The sequence below is a fragment of the Salmonella sp. 5800 genome, from assembly GCF_046558195.1.
GTDB classification, from domain to species: Bacteria; Pseudomonadota; Gammaproteobacteria; order Enterobacterales; family Enterobacteriaceae; genus Salmonella; species Salmonella enterica.
In genome coordinates, this window is the sequence record NZ_JBGDOX010000007.1 from 94068 (window position 1) to 117825 (window position 23758).

General features: G+C 52.9%; 24 protein-coding genes and 3 tRNA genes. 15 read left to right on the plus strand and 12 right to left on the minus strand.

The features are described 5' to 3' along the window. Window positions 1-25 precede the first annotated feature (25 nt). The 8 genes from ACLJZ5_RS14360 to ACLJZ5_RS14395 form a co-directional block, all read right to left on the minus strand. Complete coding sequence (locus tag ACLJZ5_RS14360; RefSeq protein ID WP_024797787.1) at window positions 26-799, minus strand: metal-dependent hydrolase; 774 nt, start codon at window positions 797-799, stop codon at window positions 26-28. Then, entirely contained in the window at window positions 796-1869 is a 1074-nt protein-coding gene (locus ACLJZ5_RS14365; protein WP_000531540.1) for a patatin family protein, read from the minus strand. The genes ACLJZ5_RS14360 and ACLJZ5_RS14365 overlap by 4 nt, the downstream gene beginning before the upstream one ends. Window positions 1870-1992: 123 nt before the next feature. Continuing rightward, on the minus strand, window positions 1993-2154 hold the full coding sequence (locus tag ACLJZ5_RS14370) for a DUF1328 domain-containing protein (protein WP_000490276.1): 162 nt from the start codon (window positions 2152-2154) through the stop codon (window positions 1993-1995). A 128-nt stretch (window positions 2155-2282) separates the two neighbouring features. Continuing rightward, on the minus strand, window positions 2283-2900 hold the full coding sequence (gene osmY, locus ACLJZ5_RS14375) for a molecular chaperone OsmY (RefSeq protein ID WP_000178963.1): 618 nt from the start codon (window positions 2898-2900) through the stop codon (window positions 2283-2285). A 401-nt stretch (window positions 2901-3301) separates the two neighbouring features. Beyond that, entirely contained in the window at window positions 3302-4891 is a 1590-nt protein-coding gene (gene prfC / locus ACLJZ5_RS14380; protein ID WP_000175965.1) for a peptide chain release factor 3, read from the minus strand. Window positions 4892-4982: 91 nt separating this feature from the next. Next, a complete protein-coding gene (gene yjjG, locus ACLJZ5_RS14385) occupies window positions 4983-5660 on the minus strand; it encodes a pyrimidine 5'-nucleotidase (protein WP_000870686.1) in 678 nt (225 codons plus the stop codon). 21 nt (window positions 5661-5681) lie between these two features. Next, on the minus strand, window positions 5682-6128 hold the full coding sequence (rimI, locus tag ACLJZ5_RS14390; protein ID WP_001092435.1) for a ribosomal protein S18-alanine N-acetyltransferase: 447 nt from the start codon (window positions 6126-6128) through the stop codon (window positions 5682-5684). Beyond that, the gene (locus ACLJZ5_RS14395) at window positions 6073-6510 is read right to left on the minus strand and encodes a DNA polymerase III subunit psi (RefSeq protein ID WP_000203996.1); all 438 of its coding nucleotides are present in this window, start codon (window positions 6508-6510) and stop codon (window positions 6073-6075) included. Before ACLJZ5_RS14395 ends, rimI begins: the two co-directional genes overlap by 56 nt. Window positions 6511-6612: 102 nt before the next feature. On the opposite strand from ACLJZ5_RS14395, the gene rsmC reads away from it, so the two are divergent. The 4 genes from rsmC to ACLJZ5_RS14415 all read left to right on the plus strand — a co-directional run bounded on the left by rsmC (window position 6613) and on the right by ACLJZ5_RS14415 (window position 8150). Next, window positions 6613-7641 carry a 16S rRNA (guanine(1207)-N(2))-methyltransferase RsmC gene (rsmC, locus tag ACLJZ5_RS14400; protein WP_001272293.1) on the plus strand — a complete coding sequence of 343 codons (1029 nt, stop codon included), beginning with the start codon at window positions 6613-6615 and terminating at the stop codon, window positions 7639-7641. 190 nt (window positions 7642-7831) lie between these two features. Beyond that, window positions 7832-7918, plus strand: a tRNA-Leu gene (locus tag ACLJZ5_RS14405). Window positions 7919-7945: 27 nt separating this feature from the next. After that, window positions 7946-8032 (plus strand) — tRNA-Leu (locus ACLJZ5_RS14410). Window positions 8033-8063: 31 nt separating this feature from the next. After that, a tRNA-Leu gene (locus tag ACLJZ5_RS14415) sits at window positions 8064-8150 on the plus strand. Between the two features lie 31 nt (window positions 8151-8181). Here the strand turns inward: ACLJZ5_RS14415 and ACLJZ5_RS14420 are convergent. After that, the gene (locus ACLJZ5_RS14420) at window positions 8182-8418 is read right to left on the minus strand and encodes a DUF1435 domain-containing protein (protein ID WP_000941879.1); all 237 of its coding nucleotides are present in this window, start codon (window positions 8416-8418) and stop codon (window positions 8182-8184) included. 250 nt (window positions 8419-8668) lie between these two features. On the opposite strand from ACLJZ5_RS14420, the gene ACLJZ5_RS14425 reads away from it, so the two are divergent. The 3 genes from ACLJZ5_RS14425 to ACLJZ5_RS14435 all read left to right on the plus strand — a co-directional run bounded on the left by ACLJZ5_RS14425 (window position 8669) and on the right by ACLJZ5_RS14435 (window position 11251). Beyond that, complete coding sequence (locus ACLJZ5_RS14425; protein WP_024797788.1) at window positions 8669-9733, plus strand: GGDEF domain-containing protein; 1065 nt, start codon at window positions 8669-8671, stop codon at window positions 9731-9733. Window positions 9734-9853: 120 nt separating this feature from the next. Next, on the plus strand, window positions 9854-10642 hold the full coding sequence (fhuF, locus tag ACLJZ5_RS14430) for a siderophore-iron reductase FhuF (RefSeq protein ID WP_001525831.1): 789 nt from the start codon (window positions 9854-9856) through the stop codon (window positions 10640-10642). A 150-nt stretch (window positions 10643-10792) separates the two neighbouring features. Further along, complete coding sequence (locus ACLJZ5_RS14435) at window positions 10793-11251, plus strand: YbaK/EbsC family protein (protein WP_024797789.1); 459 nt, start codon at window positions 10793-10795, stop codon at window positions 11249-11251. A gap of 50 nt (window positions 11252-11301) precedes the next feature. Here ACLJZ5_RS14435 and bglJ read toward each other — a convergent pair whose 3' ends face one another. Then, a complete protein-coding gene (bglJ, locus tag ACLJZ5_RS14440; RefSeq protein WP_000431546.1) occupies window positions 11302-11976 on the minus strand; it encodes a DNA-binding transcriptional activator BglJ in 675 nt (224 codons plus the stop codon). Beyond that, complete coding sequence (locus ACLJZ5_RS14445; protein WP_000936654.1) at window positions 11937-12662, minus strand: response regulator transcription factor; 726 nt, start codon at window positions 12660-12662, stop codon at window positions 11937-11939. Before ACLJZ5_RS14445 ends, bglJ begins: the two co-directional genes overlap by 40 nt. Before the next feature lie 712 nt (window positions 12663-13374). On the opposite strand from ACLJZ5_RS14445, the gene ACLJZ5_RS14450 reads away from it, so the two are divergent. From ACLJZ5_RS14450 to opgB, 6 genes are all read left to right on the plus strand, one after another. Next, the gene (locus ACLJZ5_RS14450) at window positions 13375-14151 is read left to right on the plus strand and encodes a threonine/serine exporter ThrE family protein (RefSeq protein ID WP_001727653.1); all 777 of its coding nucleotides are present in this window, start codon (window positions 13375-13377) and stop codon (window positions 14149-14151) included. Continuing rightward, window positions 14142-14615: a threonine/serine exporter gene (locus tag ACLJZ5_RS14455; protein ID WP_000511329.1), complete on the plus strand. Its 474-nt coding sequence runs from the start codon at window positions 14142-14144 to the stop codon at window positions 14613-14615. The genes ACLJZ5_RS14450 and ACLJZ5_RS14455 overlap by 10 nt, the downstream gene beginning before the upstream one ends. Before the next feature lie 92 nt (window positions 14616-14707). Then, window positions 14708-15247, plus strand: a complete 540-nt coding sequence (dnaT, locus tag ACLJZ5_RS14460; RefSeq protein WP_024797790.1) for a primosomal protein DnaT — start codon at window positions 14708-14710, stop codon at window positions 15245-15247. Between the two features lie 2 nt (window positions 15248-15249). Then, window positions 15250-15987, plus strand: a complete 738-nt coding sequence (gene dnaC, locus ACLJZ5_RS14465; RefSeq protein WP_000799924.1) for a DNA replication protein DnaC — start codon at window positions 15250-15252, stop codon at window positions 15985-15987. 57 nt (window positions 15988-16044) lie between these two features. Next, window positions 16045-16536, plus strand: a complete 492-nt coding sequence (locus tag ACLJZ5_RS14470) for a DUF2501 domain-containing protein (RefSeq protein WP_024797791.1) — start codon at window positions 16045-16047, stop codon at window positions 16534-16536. A gap of 282 nt (window positions 16537-16818) precedes the next feature. Beyond that, window positions 16819-19110 carry a phosphatidylglycerol--membrane-oligosaccharide glycerophosphotransferase gene (gene opgB / locus ACLJZ5_RS14475; protein ID WP_024797792.1) on the plus strand — a complete coding sequence of 764 codons (2292 nt, stop codon included), beginning with the start codon at window positions 16819-16821 and terminating at the stop codon, window positions 19108-19110. Between the two features lie 168 nt (window positions 19111-19278). On the opposite strand, the gene tsr is transcribed toward opgB, so the two are convergent. Continuing rightward, window positions 19279-20940: a methyl-accepting chemotaxis protein gene (gene tsr, locus ACLJZ5_RS14480; RefSeq protein WP_000919521.1), complete on the minus strand. Its 1662-nt coding sequence runs from the start codon at window positions 20938-20940 to the stop codon at window positions 19279-19281. Window positions 20941-21306: 366 nt separating this feature from the next. On the opposite strand from tsr, the gene btsT reads away from it, so the two are divergent. Continuing rightward, complete coding sequence (gene btsT / locus ACLJZ5_RS14485; RefSeq protein WP_000379929.1) at window positions 21307-23457, plus strand: pyruvate/proton symporter BtsT; 2151 nt, start codon at window positions 21307-21309, stop codon at window positions 23455-23457. Window positions 23458-23551: 94 nt separating this feature from the next. Continuing rightward, a complete protein-coding gene (locus tag ACLJZ5_RS14490; protein ID WP_000460616.1) occupies window positions 23552-23755 on the plus strand; it encodes a YbdD/YjiX family protein in 204 nt (67 codons plus the stop codon). Window positions 23756-23758 lie beyond the last annotated feature (3 nt).

The following is a 23758-nucleotide window of genomic DNA, read 5'->3' on the forward strand; positions in this document are numbered from 1 at the left end:
CTGCCGGACGGCGGCTGCGATGCCCTCAGAGCCGAAACAAGGTAATGGTATTGCGATACAGCGTATCGGCTATCACCTCTGCGGGCTCCGGACGTAATTCGCAGAGCGCATCAAATACGCGCGCCGCCTGCTCCGGGCGATTCGGCTGCCCCTGAAACCCCTTTAGCGGCATATCCGGCGCATCGGTCTCCAGCAACAGCGCGTCCAGCGGCAACCGCGCCATAACATCACGGGTTTTACTGGCGCGCGGGTAGGTGATGGTGCCGCCGACGCCGATTTTATAGCCCAGTAGCACAAAGCGTTCGGCCTGTTGCAGACTGCCGGCAAAACCATGCACCACACCGGTTCGCGGCAGATCCTGGCGCTTTAAGTGCATCGCCAGTTTGTCATGCGTGCGCCGCGAGTGCAGGATCACCGGCAGATCGTAGCGTTTTGCCAGTTGCAGTTGCGCGTCTAAAAATCGCTCTTGCCTGGCGAACTGCGGATCGTCGCGATAAAGATCGAGACCGATCTCGCCTACCGCCACGACGTTCTGTTGTTGCGCCAGCGCCTGTTGCAGCTTATCAGGATCGTCATCGGCATGACGCTCAATCACAATGGGGTGCAATCCCAGCGCAGCATAAAGCGACGGGAAACGCGCCGCCAGCGCCAGCACGCGGGGAAAGTGAGCCGCCTCGGTCGCCGGCACGATGATTTTTTCAACGCCCGCCTCACAGGCACGCTGAATACTGGCGCGCTCATCGCCCGTAAAGGGCGGGAAATCAAAATGGCAGTGTGTATCGATAAAGCGCCAGCTCACGCCAGATCCTCGTCGGTAAATGTGGTGTCGTTTGCCTGCGGCGCGCTAATGACCTCCGCCACATGCGTATCATTGGCCACCGGCGCCGGAGGCACGACCACCGTTTCCGGCACGGCAATCCGCGACGTATGGCGCAAGAGAGGCGGCGTTGCGGCGAGCAATTTACCAACGGTGGCAAGGAAATAACGCCCGCATAATTGCCCGGTTTTGTAATCCTCACGCAGCGCCGGGATACGGCTGCCCAGCGCCATGCTGTGCAGCGGTTTCGGCGGATAAATTTCAATGATCCGCAGCTTACCCGGCGGCTTTTCAATAAATTGTTGGATCGCGCTGTAGGACGTTTCATGATGCTGCACCAGGTTGACCAACGGCTGTAGACTGCTCTCCCCCAGCCAGCGCTCCATACGCTTAAACCACTGCGGCGTGTAATACATTTGCGAGGGTACGGTGCGGATCACCACAATGGTTTTCGCCCCTCGCTTTGCCGCCTCCTGAACCGGAATGGCGTCGCTAATGCCACCGTCCAGATAGTTGATGCCCTCTAACGTAACGCCGGTACGGTAGAAACCCGGTATGGCGCTGGAGGCGCGAATGATATCAAGCCAGTTTTGTTTTGTCGGCGAGAAATAGCCCGGCGTGTAATCATCCCCCCGGCAGGCGCACATATAAAAGGATTTTCCGCTGTCGAACAGGCGCGCTGCGGTATCCATTTGCAGCGGCATCCGGGCGGCGGTGGATTCCACCAGCCAGTCGAGGTCAATAAGGTTTCCTCCGCGTACAAATCGCAGCGGATCAAAAAATTCGCGCCTGGTGGTATAGCGCATAATGACTTTACGCCCGTAGCCGGGCTGGTTGCAGAGATACGCCGAGAGATTTTGCGCACCGGCTGATGTGCCGAAGTAGAGATGGAAAGGATTAAACTGCGCACGCATAAACTCATCCAGCACGCCTGCGGTAAAGATACCCCGCTGCCCCCCGCCCTCACAGACCAGCGCCATACGGCCTGGCCGGAACGGTGTTAATGATAACGGCGCAATATTGCCGAGCGTAACCGGTATTCGCTGGCCCACCTCTGCCTTCCTGTTTTTCATTTTTTTCCAGGCTGACAAGGTAACGCAAAACGTTAACGGCTAAAACCGTAAAAGCCAGTCCGCTGGACTGGCTTGATAGCAATATATCTTTACAGATGCCTGCTAGGGTCGTTTACGGCCCATGAACAGGCTGACCAGGAAGAGCACGATCCCGACGACGAAGACGATTTTCGCCGCGCCGGCAGCCGTACCAGCCAGTCCACCAAAACCCAATGCGGCGGCAATTAACGCGATAACCAGAAATATAATGCCCCAACGAAACATAAGCCTCTCCTTTACCATAGTTAATGTCGACCGCTAAATATGAGCGCTCAGGCTACTCATTCGCGATATTTTTAGTGTGGTGCACATTACGCCTCCCGACAAACGTCGGGAGGACGAATTACGACGAATTACTGAACTTTCAGATCGTTTTTAACACTTTTTACGCCATCAACGGCTTTCGCGATGCTTTCAGCGCGGTCGCTTTGTTCCTGAGTTTCAACGGTACCGGAGAGCTGTACGACGCCATCGGTCGTTTCCACTTTTACTTTACGGGAAGGGACGAGATCGTCCGCCAGCAACTTGGCTTTGACTTCACTGGTCGTGGCCGTATCGCCGGCATAACCTTTCACGGAACCTTCTTTATTGTCGCGAACGTGAAGTTTGTCGCTAACGGAGGTCACGCCTTCTACGCCTTTCGCCACTTTCACGGCGGCTTCAGCCTGCGCCTGGCTTTCTACAAAGCCGCTCAGGGTGACGACTTTCTGATTGGTTTCGACAGAAATATCGGTGCTTTTAATATTGTCATGGTCTACCAGCGCAGCTTTGACTTTCGCAGTGATAGCGCTGTCATCCATGAAGTTACCGACTTTATTCATAGAGCTATCGACTTTTTGCCCTGCGGTTTCGGTTCCGCTTTGCGCCTTGTCCGTTGTTGCGTTTTCTGCAAAGGCAGAACCTGTCGCAACAGCAGAGGTCAACATTACGGCCAGCAGAGTTTTAGAAATCTTCAGTCTTGTCATAGTCATCGATTTTGTCCTGTATAGTTTGCTCGTAATTTGAGCTCAGGCAACACGAGGTTGCATTGCTGAATGCGGTGAAACTCACCTGTTTCTGAAGTCAATGACTGGCATCACATTCGTGAATTTGTAACGACGCGCTGCCTGCCACCCTTCCGTTTCAGTTATTAATATCGTGACTGAAACAAATCTCAGCTTTAAGCTCTCATATTCACGCATTGAACAGGCATTAAAGCCGACATTTATGTCATCACTTTGTTAAATATAGATCACAATTTTAAAATCGCTTGTCGGTGCGTATAAAAAACAGGCAGATCGGAGAAAAAACGCGGGATTTAAGAACATTCCGTAAGCGGTTAAAAAGGCAGGGAAAGTACGAAGGCGCGGCGGATGCCGCGCCCGGAAAGGGATCAGTGTTCGCGCGTTTTACGGAACTGAACGTCAGGGTAACGTTCCTGGGTCAGGTTCAGGTTAACCATTGTTGGGGCGATATAGGTAAGGTTGTCGCCGCCATCCAGCGCCAGCTGCGTTTCATTCTTACGCTTAAACTCTTCGAATTTCTTCGCATCGGCGCTTTCCACCCAGCGCGCCGTCGCCACGTTGACGGATTCATAAATCGCCTCAACGTTGTATTCGCTTTTCAGGCGCGCGACAACAACGTCAAACTGCAGAACGCCCACGGCGCCGACAATCAGATCGTTGTTGGAGATGGGACGGAATACCTGCACCGCCCCCTCTTCAGAAAGCTGCACCAACCCTTTCAGTAGCTGCTTCTGCTTGAGCGGATCTTTCAGGCGAATACGACGGAACAGTTCCGGCGCAAAGTTCGGGATACCGGTAAACTTCATCATCTCGCCCTGAGTGAAGGTATCGCCGATCTGAATGGTGCCGTGGTTATGCAGACCCAAAATATCGCCCGGGTACGCTTCTTCAACGTGCGAACGGTCGCCCGCCATAAAAGTTAACGCGTCGGAAATCACCACATCTTTGCCGGTACGGACCTGGCGTAACTTCATGCCCTTCTCATACTTACCGGAAACCACGCGCATAAACGCCACGCGGTCGCGGTGTTTCGGGTCCATATTGGCCTGAATTTTAAAGACAAAACCGGTGAACTTCTCTTCTGAGGCTTCCACTGTGCGGGTATCGGTTTGACGCGGCATCGGCGCGGGCGCCCACGCCACTAAACCATCCAGCATATGGTCAACGCCAAAGTTACCCAGCGCGGTACCGAAAAATACCGGGGTAATTTCCCCTGCCAGGAACAGCTCTTCATCAAACTCGTTAGATGCGCCCTGCACCAGTTCCAGCTCGTCGCGCAGTTGCTGCGCCAGGTCTTCACCGACGGCGGCGTCCAGATCCGGGTTATTCAGCCCTTTAACGATGCGCACTTCCTGAATGGTGTGGCCCTTACCGGTCTGATACAGATAAGTTTCATCTTTATAAAGGTGATAAACGCCCTTAAACAGCTTGCCGCAGCCAATTGGCCAGGTGATCGGCGCACAGCCGATTTTCAGCTCGTTCTCGACTTCATCCAGCAGCTCCATCGGATCGCGAATATCACGGTCCAGCTTGTTCATAAAGGTCAGGATCGGCGTATCGCGCAGACGGGTAACTTCCATCAGCTTACGGGTCCTGTCCTCAACGCCTTTCGCGGCGTCGATGACCATCAGACAGCAGTCAACCGCCGTCAAAGTACGGTAGGTATCTTCGGAGAAGTCTTCGTGCCCCGGGGTGTCCAGCAGGTTCACCAGACAGTCGTGATACGGGAACTGCATCACCGAGGTGGTGATAGAGATACCACGCTGTTTTTCCATCTCCATCCAGTCAGATTTTGCATGTTGGCTGGAGCCACGGCCTTTTACCGTACCGGCGGTCTGAATCGCCTGTCCGAACAGCAACACTTTTTCGGTAATGGTGGTTTTACCGGCGTCCGGGTGAGAAATAATGGCAAAAGTGCGGCGTTTGGCCACCTCTTGCAAATAAGGAGACAACGTCATAGTCAAATCTTCTTGAGTAAGCGCGGCGTTTGACCACGCATGTTGAATACGAAAAATGCGGCTATTTTACCCATCAACCTGGGGGAGGCAATCAGTGTTTACACAGGAGCTGCTCCAGTTCGCTTAATGACGCCACAGTCCAGGTTGGATGGATACCCGCGGGCTGCTCGCGATGATGCGCGTTAAGCCAGCAGGTCGACAGTCCGGCGTTAATGCCGCCAAGAATATCGGACTCCGCGGTATCGCCAACCATTAATACGCGCGAGCGGTCAGGATTCCCCGCCTGCTCCAGGGCGTAGTTAAAGATTTTCGGATCGGGCTTCGCGACGCCAACCTGCTCGGAAATCACCAGCAGATCGAAATACTCGCGCAGCCCGGTGCGCTCCAGACGAGTTTGTTGTAGCGCGGTAAAACCGTTAGTAATAATACCGATTTTAGCCTGCCCGCGAATCGCATTAAGTAGCGAAACGGCGCCTGGCAAAGGAGAACAGATCTCCGCCATCGCACTAATAAAAGCGTCATTCAGCAGCCCCGGCGCAACGTTTAGCCGTTCAGCCCAACTTTGAAAGCGCGCGTGCTGCAATTGTAATGAGGTAATCGCGCCGTTCTGATAATCCACCCATAGCGGCTTATTCACGGCCTGGTAATCCTGGAAATCCTCAGCGGTAAAGGTGACGCTATAGTCAAGGAACATCCGCTGTAAGCCGGTGAAAGAATCAAACGTAAACAGCGTTTCATCGGCATCAAAGAAAATCCAGTCCCACTTCATCATTACACCTTGCCTCTTTTATTACATGCTTATCGGTAACGCCATGATGATGGCGTCCTCATGCCCTTGTGCCGTGGGATAGTAATTGCGGCGAATCGTCGCCTCGTTAAACCCCAGACTTTCATACAGCGCGATGGCGGCAGCGTTAGAGGCGCGTACCTCCAGCCATAGCGTTACAACACCACGTTTTTCCAGTTCATCAATCAGATGCTCAAGCAGCATACGCCCCAGCCCCCGACGCTGAAAATCCGGATCGACGGCAATATTGAACAGCGTCGCTTCGTCCAGCACCACCTGTGTAATGGCAAACGCGGCCATTCTGTCATCAGCGGTCAGCTTAAGGTTGAGATACCGTTCGCCCTGGTTGCCGAAAAACGTTTTTTCGCTCCACGGAAACGCATGAGCGCGTTGCTCAATCTGCCAGGCTGCGGGGAGATCGGTCGTGCTGAGGATAGAAATCGTGTTCATGTTCGCAGATTTGTTGCCATAGTGCGGCGCGTGCCGCCGGGTTTGCCCGGAGTTCATTAAACGCCGGCGTCGTGACCTGAGCGCCTTCGAGTTGGAGCGGCGCGTCAGTTCCTAACCGCCAGCTATTACAACGGCTGCCCTGCGGCAGCATGGCGACGCGCTCAGGCGCCAGGGGTAAAACCTGATCGGGACTCACGGTCAACGCGCGTAAAATATCGCGCATTAGCGGCTCGTTCAGCGCGGGTAATTCCTCTGCAACCACGATCAGACGAACGTGCGCGGGAAGGGAAATCGCAATTTCGCCCTGTAGCGCGCCAGGACGTCGCAGCGCCCACTGCGTAATACCCAGTTGCTGTAACTGCCAGTCTCGTCGGGATGTCATAGCGAAACGCTCCTGTAATCAGGGGCGCAAATATAGCAAATCTGTCGAATCTCCGCCATCAAACTACTATAATCGCCGCCAGTCTGAATTAAGGAGCATTCCATGTCTGCTTTTACCCCGGCAAGTGAAGTCTTGCTGCGCCACAGTGATGATTTCGAACAAAGCCGTATTCTTTTTGCCGGAGATTTGCAGGATGACCTGCCCGCGCGCTTTGAATGCGCCGCCAGCCGCGCGTATACGCAACAGTTTCACCACTGGCAGGCGTTAAGCCGCCAGATGGGCGATAACGTCCGTTTTAGCCTGGTCGCGCAAGCCAGCGATGTCGCTGACTGCGATACGCTGATCTACTACTGGCCGAAAAATAAACCCGAAGCGCAGTTCCAGTTGATGAATATTTTGTCGCTGATGCCGGTGGGCAGCGATGTTTTCGTCGTGGGAGAAAACCGCAGCGGCGTGCGTAGCGCCGAACCGATGCTGGCGGACTATGCGCCGCTGAACAAAGTAGATAGCGCGCGACGTTGCGGCCTTTACCATGGTCGTCTGGAAAAGCAGCCGCAGTTTAGTCTTGAATCCTGGTGGGCCGAGTACAATATCGACGGGCTGACCATCAAAACGTTGCCGGGCGTATTCAGCCGCGACGGACTGGATGTTGGTAGCCAACTGCTGCTGTCTACGCTGACGCCGCACACCAAAGGTAAAGTGCTGGATGTCGGCTGCGGCGCTGGCGTACTTTCCGCCGCGCTGGCCAGCCATTCGCCGAAAGTGCGCCTGACGCTGTGTGACGTCAGCGCGCCGGCGGTGGAAGCTAGCCGCGCCACGCTTGCCGCTAATGGTCTTGAAGGCGAGGTATTCGCCAGCAACGTCTTTTCGGAAGTCAAAGGACGTTTTGACATGATCATCTCCAACCCGCCGTTCCACGACGGAATGCAAACCAGCCTTGATGCGGCGCAAACGCTCATTCGCGGCGCAGTGCGCCATCTGAACAGCGGCGGAGAGTTACGCATCGTGGCGAACGCCTTTCTGCCCTATCCTAAGATTCTGGATGAGACCTTTGGCTTCCATGAAGTCATCGCGCAAACCGGGCGCTTTAAGGTTTATCGTACCGTGATGACCCGTCAGGCGAAGAAATAGTTGGCCTGATAAGCGCAGCGCCATCTGGTTGCATGTGCCGGATGGCGACGCCAGGCGTCTTATCCAACCTACGTCTCGCGCCCATTTTTGCAGCAATCAATCTATCCCATGCAATTAACTATTGACGAATAGCTGAAAACCACTAGAATGCGCCTCCGTGGTAGTGATTCTTTTCAAGAATCGATGGTATGCGAAGGTGGCGGAATTGGTAGACGCGCTAGCTTCAGGTGTTAGTGTCCTTACGGACGTGGGGGTTCAAGTCCCCCCCCTCGCACCAAAACCACGTTGATATTGCTCGCACTGGGCGAAGGTGGCGGAATTGGTAGACGCGCTAGCTTCAGGTGTTAGTGTTCTTACGGACGTGGGGGTTCAAGTCCCCCCCCTCGCACCAACGAGGCGATATCAAAAAGTAAGATAACTGTGCGAAGGTGGCGGAATTGGTAGACGCGCTAGCTTCAGGTGTTAGTGTCCTTACGGACGTGGGGGTTCAAGTCCCCCCCCTCGCACCAATTATCTTATCCTTCCTTTGCCTCTTCATTTTCATCCCTGATTCCAGTTCATCATTGCCAACATCATGCCGCCAATAAGCGCCATACACGATGGCAGCAGTACAAAATGCCGTAATTGTTTGTGATACAACATCAGCGCAGACAGTAGCAATCCTGATACAATCAACAGCTTCAGCGCATAAGCTGACAGGCCGATAAACGCCAGTCCAACAATAATCACTCCAGGCAATAACACGCCCCATCCGCTGCCTAACGTCCGCTGCAACATGGTTTCACCTCTGGAATTGATAATGATAACCAATATCATATGATATGTTTTCTCATTTGTCAGCCAGGGAGAAAGCTAAAGAGATGAGTTTTACTTAACGGTTGATGACACGTATTCAGTAAGGTGATAAATTGTCCGACTGTTAACGTAAAAACAACAACACCTCGCTTTAGGCGACCTTTTCTCATACGTTATTTTCATGTTGGCGCCCGATTCCGTGTATATCACCGATAAATAACGACAATTACCCATGACAACACCATCCTGGCGGTCGCTTCGTATTAAGAAGTATCAGTTTTCTTTACGTCTTTTCTTGTTTCTCAACGCCGTGTCGGCGCTATTTACTCTCGTTTTCCCCCTTTATCAGATCAATGTATTTTGCACGCCAATGATCGGGATAGTGGTCCTGAGCGTATTACTGTTGATATGGCATGGGAAATATGGACAAAAAAGAATTAATCTCCCCTTTATCTCCCTACTCTTTGGGGGAATATGGGCGGCGCATATTGCGCTAAAGTATCCGGCGTTAGGCCATTATGATTTCTCTTTTTTACTGATCTCCCTGCTTAGCGTTCTGTTTATCGGCTCGATAGCCTTTGCCGCGAATATCGTCGCGTTTACGCTCTATTCGCTACCGCCAGTCGCGGTCTGCCTGTGGCTGAACGGTAATGAACAAGGTTTGCGAATTCTCTATTTGCTGGCCCTGCCAATGGTGGGAATCGCTATTCAACATGTTATCCAGAAACGCTACGATAATTTTGCCCAACAGCTCATGTTTAAGCTGCTGGCCGAGCGGGAAACTCTCAATGGCCTGAGTATGCTTGATCCATTAACCGGCTTATATAACCGCCGTGGCCTGCAAAATCGGCTGGATACGTTACAGGCGCCAGGCAGCCATGAACACTACGTCCTGCTATTGGATATCGATCATTTCAAAGCGTACAACGATCACTACGGTCATATGATGGGCGATCAGGCGTTAATTCGCGTCTCAGCGGCAATTCGGGACGCCGTGCGATCGCGCGATGTCGTCTGCCGTTTTGGCGGGGAAGAATTTCTGGTGTTGCTGACCACCGCCGAACCACAGCAAGCCCGCGCTACCGCAGAACGTATCCGACAGGAAGTATACGATCTTAAAATCCCGCATATGTTTAACGAAAGCGTCGCCACCAATGTCACTGTCAGTATCGGCATTGCGCCCCTGACGGATCGCAGTATCGGAGACGCTATCGAAAAAGCGGATAAAGCGCTCTACGAAGCCAAGCATCTTGGACGTAACCACATTCTGGTCAGCGACGACATGCGCGCCCTATGAATCCTGTTGGCGTAATCGTGCTACGCCAACAGCGTTAACCATAAACCGCTTGCCATCGTTTATCGCTATCGATAGGATTGGCAATCATTATCATTTAGATTAACATCATTAAACTGCGCTATGGCCTACCGTTCCGCACCGATTGCTGACGATATTATCTGGCGAGCTGCTCCCCAGCCGGAAGACGCCTCGCTGGCGGACGCAGTACGCGAGACGATCGCCTCTACCCGTAAGCACCTGTTGGACTTCATCCGGCTGGATGAAACGCCGCCGCCAGCGGCGATGACTCTTGCCCAGTGGACGCGCCCCGCGACGTTTCGTTCATTGCTGGCCGCCTATTCCGATCACATCTATCGGCACACGCCAGGCCTGCCACGTGAAAATAAGCCGTTACTCTCCCTGTGGGCGCAATGGTATATCGGGCTGATGACGCCGCCGCTGATGCTGGCATTACTGACGCAAGCGCGCGCTATCAATGTCTCCGCAGAACATATTCACGTTGAATTTCATGAAACCGGGCGCGCCGCGTGTTTCTGGCTTGACGTGCATCAGGATAACCTGGCAACGGGGCGTTCCCCGGAAGAACGAATGGAAACGCTGGTAGTCTCCGCACTACAGCCGGTCATTCAGGCGCTGGAGGCGACTGGCGACATCAACGCGAAACTTATCTGGAGCAATACCGGTTATTTAATCAACTGGTATCTGACTGAGATGAAACCGCTGCTTGGCGAAGCCCTGCTGGCAACGCTACGCCAGCGCTGTTTTTTTGAAAAGCAGCTATCCGACGGTCAGGATAACCCGCTGTGGCGGACCGTCGTAATGCGCGACGGTCTTCTGGTACGCAGAACCTGCTGCCAACGTTACCGCTTACCTGACGTACAGCAGTGCGGCGACTGCACGCTAAAGTAAACTGCGTTACGTTGCCTTCAGTTATCGTCACGGCTTACTGCTGCTGGCCTGTCACATTATTATATTTACAGCGGCGCTCTCCGTATGCCAAATTACGTTTTGCCATTTTTGGGTCTACCGTGGCTATTGGTAAGGTCTCAGGAGAGAAGAATGAGTCTGCAATCTGTACGGCAATTTCTGGCCGATCATGCTCCCGATATTGAAATTATCGAATTAAATCAAAGCACAGCGACTGTCGAGCTGGCAGCCAAAGCGCACAACGTAGAGCCAGGGCAGATAGCTAAGACGCTCTCGCTTAAAGTAAAAGACTCCATTATCCTGGTGGTCGCGAAAGGCGATGCCCGCCTGGATAATAAGAAGCTTAAAACCACTTTCGGCGCAAAAGCCCGTATGTTGAGCAGCGATGAAGTGGTCAATGCAACCGGACATCCTGTCGGCGGCGTATGTCCTTTCGGGCTGGAGCACCCGCTGCCCGTTTATTGCGACATCTCTCTGAAGGGGTATAACGAAGTATTGCCTGCCGCAGGCGCCACGCACAGCGCGGTACGCATCACGCCGGAAAGAATGGCTGAACTGACATCGGCGACCTGGGTAGACGTGTGCCAATAACGTGCCTGACACCCGGATTCCCCGAACAAGCACGGCGCATCCGGCGCGGGCTATACCCGATGCTGGAGCGCGGTAGCATCGCCGGCGCGCAGATATAACAGAATATCCGCCGCATCGAGTAACCCGGCATCAGAACTCACGCCCAGCTTGGACATCACATTAAACTTATGCGCCCGGATAGTCTTAATGTTACGTTCTAACTGGACGGCAATTTGCGGCATTGAGTAGCCGTTCGACATGAAACGCAGAATCTCCCGCTCGGTTGGACTGAGCATACAATTCTGGTGAAGTTCCCAAAGATTGTCTGTACGCTCCGTTGTCCGCCGGGCGCTATTAAGCGATGTAAATAAGGCATCCTGTAAAACATCCAACGGCGACGCTTTGCTGATGACCCCATCCAGCGGCAGCGGGGATAGCGCGCTGATTAAGCGGGCTTCAGCATCATCATCGGCAATCACCAGACGCCGCATATGGGGATAATTTATCGCCAGTTCCGTCAGGCTGGATAATCCTGTCCGGCGTTCAGTTCTTAACGCAGAAAGAGAAAAAATAACGGCAGAAAACGGCGTCTTTAGCGCAGCCTTATAAAACGCGGATGGTTTTGAAAAAATATGAAGCGTATGTCGGCAATCCGGCATTGCATCAAATAGCCCTTTAATACCAATGGTGCTCATCACGCATTTTTCTACGAGCGCAACATTTCTCTTGCTGATTCTGTTTTCCATTCCATGGTTTCTCCATATACCGAAGGTAGGTTCAATTCTCTGGCTCCCTGAGAACTGTTTATCCATGCATACATCTCTGCATTACTGTGTATTGATAAGCGTCGCATGGCGCTATTTTTTTGGGCGCTAATTGTTTTATTACTTTTTTTAAGTAACGCCGCAATTTGGTTAATGCCCCACCCTTTTCCTAAAAGGCGTAATACTTTTCGTTCAGACAGCGTAAGGACAATCGGCCTGTCGTGGGACTGCTGAATTTCAGACGGTACCTGAGGCGATAATAACGTTTTACTTATTCTTTCTGAGCGAGCGTTTCCCGCATGGATAACGCTAATAAGATTCTCGATTGGCTCTTCGTCTGAAAGCAAGGTGCTGACGGGGCCCATCAGAAGATCAACCGCATGTGGATAGCAGGATTTAGGAACCAGAAATACCCAATGTATGTCGCGATATTGCGAGATTAAGCTATAAAAATATTCGCAGATAGCGCGGGGAGAGGCATTGTTAACTGCTAAATCAGCAATAACTAAATTACTTCGGCGTAGCTGTAGCAGCGTTAGCTCTTCTATCGTACGACAATACGCCAGTTTATAATCGGGGAAATTACCTGTTATAGCCCCTTTAAGGCCTTCCTGTATAAGAGGGGTTTTACTGATAATAAGTCCATTTTTGCAGCATCCTGGCAGCATAATTCCTCCGCACCCACGCCGCCACTTTTCATTGCCCCATTAATAAAAACACTATTAACAATGATCGCAAAGAAATATAGGCTGAGTGGATTAATTATCCTTGTTTTATTTTTAAATATCTAACATTGATTGCGCTACAATCCACATAGCACAAAAACATGAAATCACTATCGCATAGTTACTCATAAAACCAGAAGCAAGACAATTAAATTAACTAAATTTGCACATTAGCAATTCTAACGAAAACGCATCATATTAATAAATTTAAAATATGAGTTCGCCCTTCATTCATATTGCTGAGTCCTAAAACAAAAGCCCAACAATACTGTCCACCATCCATAAAACCCATGTAATATCTACGAATTACACTAAGTCATGCCTATTTTTACGCCCGCTGCTCACGCCATTGTGGTTAAACCATTAATGCATATCGTTGATAAAATTCACCACATCATTGATTCAAAAATGAGCAGCCAGGCTGGCATAATGCCTCTATTCTGGAAACGGACATACGAGAACCGTCGCCCATAAGGATATCCTGCTTGTGACGAAGCGCACGTCTCAGGAAGCTTATGCGTTGCGTCTGGCGGTTGACGTTTTTATCAACAAGAAATTGATCTTAACCAACGCCATCATGCCTGCGCTTCGTGTTAAAAAGAAAGCCTCTGTCATAGTGGCGGCGCATAGAATGTCTTTTCGGACAGGACGAGTCATGCAAGAAGAGCAATCAATTCAACGAGCAGTAACACGGTTATGTATTCAATGCGGGCTGCTTTTATTGCAGCACGGGGCGGAAAGCGCACTGGTTGATGAGCTTTCCACCCGCCTCGGTTTGGCGCTCGGTATGGATAGCGTCGAAAGCGCGATCTCCTCTAACGCCATTGTCCTGACGACCATTAAAGACGGACAATGTCTGACATCGACACGTAAAAACCAGGATCGCGGCATTAATATGCACGTCGTCACGGAGGTTCAGCATATCGTTATCCTCGCGGAACATCGTCTGCTGGATTACAAAGGCGTGGAAAAACGCTTTAGCCAGCTCCGCCCGCTGCGTTATCCGCGCTGGCTGGTGGCGTTTATGGTCGGTCTTTCCTGCTCCTGCTTTTGTAAGCTGAATAATGGCGGCTGGGATGGCGCGGTTATCACCTTTTTCGCCAGTATGATAGCCATGTATATCCGTCAGATGCTGGCGCAGCGGCATTTACATCCGCAGATCAATTTTTGCATTACCGCCTTTGTCGCTACCACGATTTCCGGGCTGATGCTCACCCTTCCCGCCTTTAGCCAGACGCCCACTATCGCCATGGCGGCGAGCGTACTGCTACTGGTGCCGGGCTTTCCGCTGATTAATTCCGTCGCAGATATGTTTAAAGGACATATTAATACCGGGCTGGCGCGCTGGGCTATCGCCAGCCTGTTGACACTGGCCACCTGTGTGGGCGTAGTGATGTCAATGACAGTATGGGGGCTACGAGGATGGGTATAATCGACTTTTTACTGGCGCTAATGCAGGACATGATCTTGTCTGCGATCCCCGCCGTCGGGTTTGCGATGGTCTTTAATGTTCCCCACCGGGCGCTTCCGTGGTGCGCGCTACTGGGGGCGCTGGGTCATGGCTCGCGTATGCTGATGATGAGCGCTGGCTTTAATATCGAATGGTCGACGTTTATGGCTTCGCTGCTGGTCGGCAGTATTGGTATTCAGTGGTCACGCTGGTATCTCGCTCACCCTAAAGTGTTTACCGTCGCGGCCGTGATCCCGATGTTTCCGGGGATTTCCGCCTATACCGCGATGATTTCCGCAGTAAAAATTAGCCATCTGGGCTATAGCGAACCGATGATGATTACGCTGCTGACCAATTTTCTGAAAGCCTCTTCCATTGTTGGCGCGCTCTCAATTGGCCTCTCTGTACCGGGATTATGGCTGTACCGCAAACGCCCCCGCGTGTGAATGGTGGAACGCCTCCTGCTGTTCTTACAGGTCTGTGTGGTACTATAAAAACAGTCGCCCTTCTCGGTTGTTGTTCCATATTGAGAAACATTATGTCTTCCAGAATTTTAACGTCGGACGTCATCGGTATTGACGCCCTTTTACATGATCATCATGCTGTGCTGGCGAAGTCAACGGGCGGCGCAGTGGCGGTATTCGCTAATAATGCGCCTGCCTTTTATGCCGTGACGCCTGCACGCATGGCTGAACTGCTGGCGCTTGAAGAAAAGTTATCACGTCCGGGAAGCGATGTGGCGTTAGACGCACAATTTTACGAAGACCCCGAAGCCGCCACCGTTGCGATTCCCTGCGGAAAATTCGCCATGTATCCCGCCTGGCAACCGGATGCGGATTTTCAGCGTCAGGCTGCCCTTTGGGGCGTGGCGCTTCGGGAGCCGGTCACCGCAGAAGAGCTGGCGGCGTTTATCGCCTACTGGCAGGCGGAAGGTAAGGTTTTTCACCATATCCAGTGGCAGCAAAAGCTGGCGCGCAGCGTGCAAATCAGCCGTTCCAGCAATGGCGGAATGCCGCAGCGCGACATCAATAGCGTCAGCGAACCTGACAATCATATTCCACCAGGTTTTAGGGGGTAACGATGAAAAATGTTGGCGACCTGATGCAGCGTCTACAAAAAATGATGCCTGCGCATATTACGCCGGCGTTTAAAACGGGCGAAGAACTGCTGGCCTGGCAGAAAGAGCAAGGCGAGATCCGGGCGGCGGCGCTGGCGCGGGAAAATCGGGCGATGAAAATGCAGCGCACCTTTAACCGTTCCGGCATTCGACCGCTGCATCAGAACTGCTCGTTTGATAACTATCGGGTTGAGTGCGACGGACAAATGAACGCGTTAAGCAAAGCCCGACAGTACGTTGATGAATTTGACGGCAATATCGCCAGCTTTGTCTTTTCCGGCAAGCCGGGAACCGGTAAAAACCATCTCGCCGCGGCTATTTGTAACGAGCTGCTGCTGCGCGGAAAGTCGGTACTGATTATCACCGTAGCGGATATTATGTCAGCGATGAAAGACACGTTCAGCAATCGGGAAACCAGCGAAGAGCAGTTGCTTAACGATCTGAGTAACGTTGATCTGTTGGTGATCGACGAGATCGGCGTGCAGACCGAATCCCGCTATGAAAAAGTGATCATCAATCAAATTGTCGATCGTCGTTCCTCGTCAAAACGTCCCACCGGCATGTTGACGAACAGCAATATGGAAGAGATGACGAAAATGCTTGGCGAACGCGTCATGGACCGTATGCGTCTCGGCAACAGTTTATGGGTTAATTTTACCTGGGACAGTTACCGCAGCCGGGTGACAGGTAAAGAGTATTAAATTGCAACGTGCTCCAGGGCGATACTACGCCTGGCAGGCATAACACAGGTGATTACCATGAATACAGCGAAACATGTTCTGTGCTGCGCGGCGGTCGCCTGCGTACTGTTTTCCACCAGCGGTATCGCCGCCTCCTGGCAGGATTCGCTTTCCAGCGCCGCCAGTCAGTTAAGCGCTCAGGGCGCGAACTCACAGCAGGGCGGGATGTCGCTTTCGGCGCTAACCGGTCTGCTCAGCAACGGCGCCCAGTCGCTCAGCGCCGATAATATGAATAATGCCGCCGGTATTTTGCAGTACTGCGCCAAACAGAAGCTGGCGTCCGCTACCAACGTGGAAAACGTTAAAAATCAGATTCTGAACAAGTTGGGGTTGGATACTACACAGCAGGAGCAGGACACTAACTACCTGAACGGCCTGCAAGGGTTGCTCAAGACGAAGGACGGCCAGCAGTTGAACCTCAATAATATCGGCAGTACGCCGCTGGCGGAAAAGGTGAAAACCAAAGCTTGCGATCTGGTGTTGCAGCAAGGGCTGAATTTCCTTTCCTGACTGCGTTTTTCTGACCGTGCGCCACGCTGGGACGTCCTGATAAAAGCCGTGTTTTGGCCCTTTACCCGCCAGCACGGCATTAACCCGACTTTTCCTTTCGTCTTTTCCTGTTATTAACCGCTATGTCAGGAAGTGATGCCGATCAAAAAAACAACTTTCTAAACTCATTCTAAATAATAGCGCCGTGTAAAGTCATTAGAATTGCAGCAATGTGACATCGCTATTACATTGTTAGAAATTTTTTCCTGCCAGCGATAAGCCTGGTTTATTGAGGATCGTCAGTTGTCCGAGTTGCTCTCTGTCGCTCTGTTTCTCGCCTCTGTGCTGATATATGCCTGGAAGGCGGGTCGTAACACCTGGTGGTTTGCCGCCACTCTCACGGTGCTGGGACTTTTTGTCATTCTGAATATTACCCTGTATGCCAGCGACTATTTTACCGGCGACGGGATCAACGACGCAGTGCTTTATACGCTCACGAATAGTCTGACGGGAGCGGGAGTCGGCAAATATATTCTGCCGGGAATCGGCATTGCCCTGGCGTTAGTGGCGGTATTCGGCGCGCTGGGATGGGTACTACGCCGCCGCCGTCACCATCCTCATCATGTCGGTTACAGCCTGCTGGCGTTACTGCTGGCGTTAGGTTCGGTCGACGCCAGCCCGGCGTTTCGCCAGATTACCGAACTGGTAAAATCACAAATGCGCGATGGCGATCCGGATTTTGCCGTTTATTATAAAGAACCAGCAAAAACCATTCCTCATCCGAAGCTCAATCTGGTCTATATCTACGGCGAGAGCCTGGAACGGACCTATTTTGATAATGACGCGTTCCCCAATCTCACGCCAGAGTTGGGCGCGCTGAAAAATGAGGGGCTGGATTTCAGCCATACCATGCAACTGCCGGGAACGGATTACACCATCGCCGGGATGGTGGCTTCCCAGTGCGGTATTCCGCTGTTTGCGCCGTTTGAGGGCAATGCCTCAGCGTCGGTTTCCAGCTTCTTCCCGCAAAATATTTGCCTCGGCGATATTCTGAAAAACTCCGGCTACCAGAACTATTTCGTGCAGGGCGCTAACCTGCGTTTTGCCGGGAAAGACGTGTTCCTGAAATCACACGGATTTGATCATCTGTACGGCGCTGAAGAGCTAAAAACGGTGGTGGCGGACCCGTCTTATCGTAACGACTGGGGCTTCTACGACGATACGGTGCTTGATGAGGCATGGAAGAAATTTGAAGCGCTTTCCCGCTCAGGCCAGCGGTTTTCGCTGTTTACGCTGACCGTAGATACTCACCACCCGGACGGGTTTATCTCACGGACCTGCAACCGCAAACGCTACGATTACGACGGCAAGCCCAACCAGTCCTTTAGCGCCGTAAGTTGCAGCCAGGAAAACATCGCCGAGTTTATCAACAAAATCAAAGCGTCACCGTGGTTTAAAGATACCGTTATCGTCGTCTCTTCCGACCATCTGGCGATGAATAATACGGCCTGGAAGTACCTGAATAAGCAAGATCGCAACAATCTGTTTTTCATTCTGCGCGGCGATAAACCGCAGCAGGAGACGCTGGCGGTCAAACGCAACACGATGGACAACGGCGCAACGGTGCTGGATATTCTCGGCGGCGATAATTTTATCGGTCTGGGACGTAGCAGCCTTTCCGGGCAGTCGCTGTCGGAAGTGTTCCTGAATGTAAAAGAGAAAGTGCTGGCGATGAAGCCGGATATTATTCGCCTGTGGAATTTTCCGAAAGAGATAAAAGCGTTCACTATCGATCGGGACAAAAACATGATCGCGTTTTCCGGCAGCCACTTCCGCCTGCCGTTACTACTGCGCGTATCGGATAAGCGTGTTGAACCGTTACCGGAAAGTGAATACTCCGCTCCGCTGCGGTTCCAGTTGGCCGACTTCGCCCCGCGCGATAATTTCGTTTGGATCGATCGCTGCTACAAAATGGCACAGCTATGGGCGCCGGCGCTGGTGCTCTCCACCGACTGGTGCGTCTCGCAGGGGCAGCTTGGCGGGCAGCAAACCGTACAGCATGTCGATAAAGCGCAGTGGCAGGGTAAGACGGCGTTTAAAGACACGATGATCGATATGGAGCGCTACAAAGGCAACGTCGATACCTTAAAGATTGTCGATAACGATATTCGTTATAAAGCTGATAGCTTTATCTTTAATGTGGCGGGCGCGCCGGAGGAGGTGAAGCAGTTTAGCGGCATTTCCCGGCCGGAGTCCTGGGGCCGCTGGTCAAATGCGCAGTTGGGCGATGAGGTGAAGATTGAATATAAAAAACCGCTGCCGAAGAAATTCGATCTGATTATTACCGCCAAAGCCTTCGGCGATAACGCAGAGCGCCCGATCCCGGTACGCGTAGGCAACGAAGAACAGACGCTGGTGCTGGGTCACGATGTGTCCACTATCACGCTGCATTTCAACAACCCGGCGGACGCGAATACCTTAGTCATTGCGCCGCCCGCTCCCGTCGCCACCAACGAAGGTAATATTTTGGGCCATTCGCCGCGCAAATTGGGGATTGGCATGGTGGAGATCAAAGTGGTGAATGTTGAGAGTTAAAAGAGAATGTCATATATGCCGGGTGGCGGCTGCGCCTTACCCGGCCTACACATCATCTTTATCAATAAACTGGCGCACAGGCCTGATAAGCGAAGCGCCATCAGGCAAAAGTGTGAACATCTCATCCGGCCTACGATCATCTGTAGGCCGACTGTTCACCATACGCCCTTAAAACGTTTCCCAATTATCGCTGCCGTCGGCCACAGCGGCCTTTGGTGACGACACGGCTGCCGGGGTTTTTACCGCTGCCACTTCACGCGCACGCTGCTGTTGCTGTTGAATACGGAACACCGCGACGGCCTGGGTCAGACGGCTGGCTTGCTCTTCCAGCGCCGCAGCCGCGGCGGCGGATTCTTCCACCAGCGAGGCGTTCTGCTGCGTTACGCGATCCATCTCCGCTACCGCCAGGCCCACCTGGTCGATACCACGGCTTTGCTCGTCGGACGCCGAGGCAATCTCGCCCATGATATCGGTCACGCGGGTCACTGCATTGACGATCTCATCCATGGTTTCACCGGCGCTTTCGACCAGCGTCGAACCCACATCAACACGGCTCACGGAATCCTCAATCAGACTCTTGATCTCCCGTGCCGCCTGCGCGCTACGCTGGGCCAGATTACGGACTTCACCGGCCACCACCGCGAACCCGCGTCCCTGCTCGCCTGCGCGCGCCGCTTCTACCGCCGCATTCAGCGCCAGGATATTGGTCTGGAAAGCAATACCGTCGATTACGCTGATAATATCGGCGATTTTCTGCGAACTGGAGGCGATATCGCGCATTGTTTGTACGACGTTATCCACCACTTTGCCGCCTTTTTGCGCTGTTTCAGAGGCGCTCAATGCCAGGTGACTGGCCTGACGGGCGTTTTCGGCGTTCTGTTTCACGGTCGCGGTCAGTTGTTCCATACTGGCGGCGGTCTCTTCCAGAGACGCTGCCTGCTGCTCAGTACGGGAAGAGAGATCGTTGTTGCCCATCGCAATCTCGCTGGCGCCGCTGTAAATGGCGTTGGCGCCGTTGCGCACATCGCCCACGGTACGCACCAGTTCGCTCTGCATATGACGTAAGTTGTCCGCCAGTTGCCCCATTTCGTTAGAGCCTTCCACATCAATACGTTTCACCAGATCGCCGCTGGCGATATGGCGAATACTTTCAATCAGACGATTCATCGGGGCGATAAGCGACAGTTTGATGCCGAACCAGACGGCGATAATGACCACCAGAACGGCAATCAGCACACTGACCAGTACCCACATCGCCTGGTTGTAGGAACTGTTGTTATCCTCAACAGCAATATCGTACAGACGATCGTTTTGCTGCATATAGGCCATGTACTGCTTCTCAAAAGCGTCCTGATAGCTTTGAGTCGGTTGATCAAAAAACTCGTTAATCTTACCCGCGCCAAGAAGCTGAATAAGCTCCGCCAACGCGCCGTGGTAGATATCATAGGTTCGTTTGATCTCAAGGAAAGCCGCCTCACTCTGACGTGGATCGCGCGGTAACGACTCATACTGCGCCCAGTTTTTTTCGGTGAGCTTCAGCGCATTGGTCGCCCCCTGCATCAGTTCAGCGACAGTTGCGCCGCTGCCAATATTGCTCTGGTCCATCATCCAGCGGATACCCGCGCGATTCAGGGTATTACGCGTTTGCAACAGCTCCACCCAGGTTGAATTCAGGGCAGACTGCTGCTGACGAATGGTTTGCAATACGGTGAAGTTTTCTTTGTCATTCTTCAGCGAGTTGAAGAACAGCCCGCCGGATGTCAGTTGTAAAAGGCCAAATAGCGCCAATACCAGCAGTAAGCTGGTAACAATTTTAATTCGTTTTAACATGTTTTCTCTTTCCGCTAGACAGATACAGAATTTTCGGCCTGGAAAGGGAAAACTTTATGGGATGCGCGCCATTAATATCACGATTAGCTCAGTTAAGTCGTTATGACGCCCCGCGCAACAAGGATCGTCCCATTTTATATCGTGATCTCAATCACATAAAATAGCCCACGCCCTCCTCCGCGAAACCGCTTACCGGTACGTCCGACCGCTTAAACCGCCATACAACCACTCACTGATTTACCTAACTTTACGCGCGCGATGATCTGGCAAGATCCTCTCAGCATAGCAGTCAATCTACCTCCTCAAACACGAACTCAATGTCCACCCAGCTTCGGCTGATAATTAAACTTACAACCAGGTTTTACTATGGATACGAAAAAGATATTCAAGCACATACCCTGGGTGATTCTCGGAATCATCGGTGCTTTCTGCCTCTCGGTCGTTGCCCTACGTCGGGGTGAACACGTGAGCGCCCTGTGGATCGTGGTCGCTTCCGTTTCCGTCTATCTGGTGGCTTATCGCTACTACAGCCTGTACATCGCCCAGAAGGTCATGAAACTCGACCCGACGCGCGCGACGCCGGCGGTTATCAATAACGACGGCCTGAACTACGTGCCGACTAACCGCTACGTGCTGTTTGGTCACCACTTCGCCGCCATCGCCGGCGCAGGTCCGCTGGTCGGGCCGGTATTGGCCGCGCAGATGGGCTATCTGCCGGGGACGCTGTGGCTGCTGGCGGGCGTAGTGCTCGCGGGCGCAGTGCAGGACTTTATGGTGCTGTTCATCTCCTCCCGCCGTAACGGCGCCTCTCTTGGCGAGATGATCAAAGAAGAGATGGGTACCGTTCCAGGCACCATCGCGCTGTTCGGCTGCTTCTTAATCATGATCATCATCCTCGCGGTGCTGGCATTAATTGTGGTTAAAGCGCTGGCCGAAAGCCCGTGGGGCGTCTTCACCGTCTGCTCCACGGTGCCGATTGCGCTGTTTATGGGCATCTACATGCGCTTCCTGCGTCCGGGACGCGTAGGCGAAGTCTCCGTTATTGGTATCGTGCTGCTGGTGGCGTCTATTTACTTCGGCGGCGTGATTGCCCACGACCCGTACTGGGGCCCGGCGCTGACCTTTAAAGACACCACCATTACCTTCGCGCTGATCGGCTACGCCTTTGTTTCCGCGCTGCTGCCGGTATGGCTGATCCTTGCCCCGCGCGACTATCTCGCTACCTTCCTGAAAATCGGCGTGATCGTCGGTCTGGCGCTGGGGATTGTGATCCTCAACCCGGAACTGAAAATGCCGGCATTGACGCAATATGTCGACGGTACTGGCCCGCTGTGGAAAGGCGCCCTGTTCCCGTTCCTGTTCATCACCATCGCCTGTGGCGCCGTCTCTGGCTTCCACGCGCTCATCTCTTCCGGTACCACGCCGAAACTGCTGGCCTGTGAGACCGATGCGCGTTTTATCGGCTACGGCGCGATGCTGATGGAGTCCTTTGTTGCGGTGATGGCGCTGGTGGCGGCCTCAATCATTGAACCGGGTCTCTACTTCGCGATGAACACCCCGCCGGCAGGTCTGGGCATTACCATGCCAAACCTGCACGAGATGGGCGGCGAGAACGCGCCGCTGATTATGGCGCAGTTGAAAGACGTTACCGCACATGCAGCGGCGACCGTCAGCTCCTGGGGCTTTGTGATTTCCCCGGAACAAATCCTGCAAACTGCGAAAGATATCGGTGAACCGTCAGTATTGAACCGCGCAGGCGGCGCGCCAACGCTGGCAGTAGGTATCGCGCATGTGTTCCACAAAGTCCTGCCGATGGCGGATATGGGCTTCTGGTATCACTTCGGTATTCTGTTCGAAGCGCTGTTTATCCTGACCGCGCTGGATGCGGGTACCCGTTCCGGCCGCTTTATGTTGCAGGATTTGCTGGGTAACTTCGTCCCGTTCCTGAAAAAAACCGATTCTCTGGTCGCGGGTATCATCGGTACCGCAGGCTGCGTCGGTTTGTGGGGCTATCTGCTGTATCAGGGCGTGGTCGACCCACTGGGCGGCGTGAAGAGCCTGTGGCCGCTGTTCGGTATCTCTAACCAGATGCTGGCCGCCGTGGCGCTGGTGTTGAGCACCGTGGTACTGATCAAAATGCAGCGCACCAAGTACATCTGGGTGACGGTGATCCCGGCGGTATGGCTGCTGATCTGCACCACCTGGGCACTGGGCCTGAAACTGTTCAGCGCCAACCCACAGATGGAAGGTTTCTTCTACATGGCAAACCTGTATAAAGAGAAGATTGCCAACGGCACCAACCTGACCGAGCAACAGATTGCCAACATGAACCATATCGTGGTGAACAACTACACTAACGCTGGTTTGAGTATTCTGTTCCTGGTGGTGGTGTACAGTATTATCTTCTACGGTTTCACCACCTGGATGAAGGTACGCAACAGCGATAAACGTACCGACAAAGAAACCCCGTATGTGCCCGTGCCGGAAGGCGGCGTGAAGATCTCTTCACACCACTAAAACTGATGCCGGGTAGCGCGCAGCGATCCCGGCTAGTGTAGGCCGGATAAGGCGCAAGCCGCCATCCGGCTTTATTCATTAACAGGACGGCAGAATGTTTGATACTTTAGGTCAGGCAAAAAAATATCTCGGCCAGGCGGCAAAAATGTTGATTGGTATTCCGGACTACGACAACTATGTCGAGCACATGAAAACCAACCATCCCGACAAGCCGTACATGACCTATGAAGAGTTCTTCCGCGAACGTCAGCAAGCACGTTACGGCGGCGATGGCAAAGGCGGTATGCGCTGTTGTTAATGG